Origin of the sequence: Mycobacterium paraffinicum, assembly GCF_001907675.1 — a bacterium.
Lineage (GTDB): Bacteria > Actinomycetota > Actinomycetes > Mycobacteriales > Mycobacteriaceae > Mycobacterium > Mycobacterium paraffinicum_A.
In genome coordinates this window covers 1-1,458 of the sequence record NZ_MPNT01000081.1, presented here as the reverse complement: position 1 = coordinate 1,458, position 1,458 = coordinate 1, and the positions used below count along the sequence as shown (strand labels likewise).

General features: G+C 70.9%; 1 protein-coding gene. It reads left to right on the top strand.

The window, feature by feature from the left end; all coding sequences use genetic code 11:
* Window positions 1-310: 310 nt before the first annotated feature.
* A partial coding sequence (locus tag BRW65_RS30805) for a DUF7159 family protein (RefSeq protein WP_432206476.1) occupies window positions 311-1,458 on the top strand: 1,148 nt, incomplete at its 3' end.

Here is a 1,458-nt window from a genome sequence, read left to right as displayed (position 1 = left end):
GGCACCCCCGCCGCCAGCACCCGCGCCGGCCGCCCCGCCCCCGGCGGTCTCGCCCCCGGCGGTCTCGCCCCAACCGGCGCCGGGCCCCTCCCACAGCGATCAGTGGGACGACTGGCTGCATCGACACCTGGGTGGGCACGGCATCCCCGTCCCCTAGCCGCGTCCCGGCCCACGCGCTGGGCGCCGAACGCGCGTAAAATCGGGGCACTAGGGGAACATAGGGTGGGGACTCAGTGACCTCTGGCGTTTTCGCGGGGTGCGGCGGCCACGTTCTCATCATCAGCGCTAGCAATCGAACGATGGAGGAGCTTTGGACACGGTACTTGGCGTGTCGATGGCGCCGACGGCAGTCCGAATGGTGCTGGTCGAAGGCCAGAATGGCGAAGGCGCCACCGTCGACGAAGACAATTTCGACGTTCCGCCCGAAGACGACGCGGCAACGCTCAACGCGGCCAACCAGGTCGTCTCCGCGATCCTGGGCACCCGAGAGGGCGCGGCCGAGGGCGGCTACCAACTGGCATCGACCGGCGTTACATTCACGGACCCGATAGAGGCCGCCGCACTACGGGACGCACTGGCCGCCCACAAGGTAGAGAACGTGATGTTGGTCTCGGCCTTTCTGGCCGCGGCCGCGCTGGCGCAGGCCGTGGGCAGCCAGACCAACTATGCGCAGACGGCCCTGCTCTACATCGAGCCCGACACCGCGACCCTGGCGGTGGTCAACAGCGCCGACGGGTCGATCGCCGACGTCCAGCGCCAGCCGCTGCCGGCCGACGACGAGGCCGCGGTGGCCCAGCTGGCCAGCATGGTGTCGCACGCCGAGACGCTGGAGACGCGGCCCGACGGCGTGTTCGTCGTCGGCTCAGGCGTCGACATCCCGCTGATCAAGCCCGCGCTGGAGGCGGCGACCTCGCTGCCGTTGTCGGCGCCCGAGGAACCCGAGACGGCGCTGGCCCGCGGGGCGGCGCTGGCCTCGGCGAACGCCCCGTTGTTCTCGTCGTCCACCGCGGCGCTGGCCTACGCACAGGACCCTGGCACCGGCGCGATCAACCCGTTCGCGGTGGCGCCCGGCTATTTCGACACCCCGGGGACCTTGGGCCGGGACGCGCTCGCCTACAGCGCCGTGCCGGACGAGGTCGACGACCTCTACACCGGCGCGCACACCGGCGCCACGGAACTCGTCGACGCGGGTTATCCCGAGCGAAGCTCGTTCCGGCTGGTGGGAAGCATCGTGGCGGGCGTCTTCGTCATCGGTGTGGTGGCGCTGGTCGTCTCGCTGGCGATCGCCATCCGGCCCACGGCCAACGTCCGGCCCAGCCCGAACCAGAACGTGGTCGTCGCGCCGACCCGGCCGGCCCCGGCGCCCGCGGCTCCTGCCCCGGTTGAGGCCCCGGCGCTCTTATACATTGCCCATCCCCCCAGACTCCCCGGCATCTCGTATGCTCGCTTTCGTCTTTT